General features: G+C 42.9%; 2 protein-coding genes. One reads left to right on the forward strand and one right to left on the reverse strand.

Going from position 1 to position 2903, the window contains the following annotated elements; genetic code table 11:
- Positions 1-305 precede the first annotated feature (305 nt).
- Positions 306-1319, reverse strand: coding sequence for a dual-specificity RNA methyltransferase RlmN (gene rlmN, locus PX481_RS08695; RefSeq protein WP_043999408.1), 1014 nt, complete (start codon positions 1317-1319; stop codon positions 306-308).
- Between the two features lie 537 nt (positions 1320-1856).
- On the opposite strand from rlmN, the gene rimK reads away from it, so the two are divergent.
- Entirely contained in the window at positions 1857-2762 is a 906-nt protein-coding gene (rimK, locus tag PX481_RS08700; protein ID WP_288094404.1) for a 30S ribosomal protein S6--L-glutamate ligase, read from the forward strand.
- Positions 2763-2903 lie beyond the last annotated feature (141 nt).

Genomic DNA, 2903 nt, shown 5'->3' on the forward strand with positions numbered 1-2903 from the left:
GTCAGTTACCTAATTTTCAGGGAAAAAGTACCTGAATTTTACCCCCGATCCCTCCAATGGTCGGCACTTTTTGAGGTCAAAAAAGTCTAAAAGCCTTATCCAACAAGGTTTTTAGATTTATTCAGCAAGCCCTAGTTAAAGAAGCACACTTAACAGTTACTTGCCCCCACCGTTGAGGTGTTGCCCGATAACCATCCCGATCTTGATTAAATTTTACAATTATTAACAAACAACACAACCAACACTCCTCTGTTACTCTAATTATAACAGAGAAAACTGATGATAGAGTAGTAAACAAATCAAGTTTATTTGACCATAACGCTCGCTCGCAATTGTCCACAGGCCGCATTGGCTGCCAAACCTCTCGAATAACGGACAGTAACGGCGACTTTTTCCTGTTCTAAAATAGTTTTAAAAGCTCTGATTCTCTTTTCATCAGGCCGTTGATAATCCACCTCTTGAATGGGATTATAGGGGATTAAATTGACGTGAGATTGAAAACCTTTCACCAGTTTGGCTAATTCCCCTGCGTGTTCGGGTAAATCATTCACTCCCGCTAAAAGAATGTATTCAAATGTCACCCTTCGTCCCGTGATTTGAACGTATTCCTGACAGTCTTGAATCAAATCAGTTAGGTAATAATGGTCGGCACTGGGGATTAATTTAGCTCGAACTTGTTGATTAGAAGCATGGAGACTAACAGCAAAAGTTACTTGTAAATTATGTTCTGCTAGTTGCTTGATTTTATGGGGTAATCCCACCGTAGAAATCGTTAAACAACGCTGACCGATACCCACATCTTGATTCAGGGAATGAATCGCTGTCACCACTTCGGGAATATTTAATAAAGGTTCCCCCATCCCCATAAACACCACATGACTCACTCGTTGCTGAAAATCCTCCTGTACTGTTAACACTTGGTCAACGATTTCATACGCTTTTAAATTACGAGTAAAACCCCCTTTTCCCGTGGCACAAAAATCACAGGACATCGGACAACCCACTTGGGAAGAAACACAGACTGTTAATCTTTTTTCACTAGGAATTCCCACCGCTTCGATAATTAAACCATCCGCCAGTTTTAGCAGATATTTACGAGTGCGATCGGGTGCTACACTGCGATAATGTATAAGGGAACGACCGATAGGATAATCCGCCAGCTTGCTGCGCCATTCTTGGGGGAATACGGAAATATCCGCCAAAGAATGCACCCCTTTTTCATATAGCCATTGGTGTAATTGTTTACCCCGATAAGCGGGTTGTCCCTGGTCTTTTACCCAGTCGGTCAGTTCCTCTAAAGATTTCGCTAGTAAAGTCATAATTATTATCGTTGATCACCTTATCATTCTAGCCGATCGATCATCCCTAGTAGCAAAACCGTGACAAAATTGTATTGATTAATTGACATTTTTTCCCTTTGCTCCTTCTCTAGTCTTTGTTAGTCAATTAAATACTTAAAACTATAACTTAAGTAGGTAGGTGTTAAAAGTTTTCAGACACCCCCCTTATCAAGGGGGATCCCCCCGCCTATCGGCACCCCCCTTATCAAGGGGGGCAGGGGGGATCGGCACCCCCCTTATTAAGGGGGGATTAAGGGGGGATTAAAGGCAAAATCCATTTTTCATTTAATTATAACCAGCTACTTAAACTTAGCCTGACGACAAAAACAAATCTAGTCTTAAGCTTGATCCTTTTTACTTTTCATTTAACCCAACTGTTCAAAGGGAACTGTCAGCGCCATAATGATCGATGGACTTCGATCGAGAACAGAAATTTTATGAGTTGCCAGCCAAAAAAGCCAATATTAGGGGATAACGAGCTATTCAGTTGTCAAAGCAATATTTAAGCGAAAATTTATGAAAATCGCTATTTTATCGCAAGACGCTTCTCTTTATTCCACCAAGCGACTGAAAGAAGCGGGAGAAGCTCAAGGCCATGAGGTACGAGTGATCAATTATTTGCGCTGTTACATGAACATCACCTCCCATAAACCCACGGTTGTTTATAACGGTAAACCCTTGGAGAGTTTCGATGCGATTATCCCCCGTATTGCCGCCTCAAAAACCTTCTATGGAACCGCAGTCGTCCGACAATTCGAGGTGATGAATGTTTTTACTGCCAACGACTCCCAAGCAATTTCCCGGTCGCGGGATAAATTGCGTTGTCTGCAAATCCTCGCTCGGGAAGGGATAGGTTTACCGGTGACGGGAATTGCTCACGCAACTCAAGATATCGATGGTTTAATCGAAACCGTCGGCGGCACCCCTCTAGTGATTAAATTATTAGAGGGAACTCAAGGTATTGGGGTAGTTTTAGCGGAAACCGACCAAGCAGCCAAGTCAGTTATTGAAGCTTTTCGGCAATTAGAAGCTAATATTCTAGTACAAGAGTACATTAAAGAGGCCAGTGGGGCAGATTTGCGCTGTTTTGTCATCGATGGAAAAGTGGTAGCCTCGATGAAGCGACAGGGGGCCGAAGGGGATTTTCGTTCTAATCTTCACCGCGGTGGCAAAGCAGAAAAGATAAAATTAACCCCAGAGGAACGCAGTACGGCTATACGGGCCACTAAAGCCATGGGTTTACGGGTTGCGGGTGTGGACTTATTACGGTCCAATCACGGGCCTGTGGTTATCGAGGTCAATTCTTCTCCCGGTTTAGAAGGAATAGAAGCGGCCACCGGTGTGGATGTGGCCAAAAAAATTATCGATTTTGTCGCTAAAAATGCCACCCTAGTCTTAAATCGCGAGCGATATCAATATTAGCCGTCAGCCTTGCATCAGTTATCAGTTATCAGTTATCAGTGGGTAAGTTATCAGTCAATAGTATGGTTCTTCGTTACTTGGTATGGTTCGATAGGGGGGCATAAATCGACTAAATCCTTATCTGGTAAGAGACTTAATTGA

Source organism: Microcystis sp. M53603_WE2, assembly GCF_030065435.1.

Bases quoted from the DNA above. Each gene is read 5' to 3' on its own strand.
- rlmN (WP_043999408.1), bottom strand. From the start codon at position 1,319: ATGACTTTACTAGCGAAATCTTTAGAGGAACTGACCGACTGGGTAAAA.
- rimK (WP_288094404.1), top strand. From the start codon at position 1,857: ATGAAAATCGCTATTTTATCGCAAGACGCTTCTCTTTATTCCACCAAG.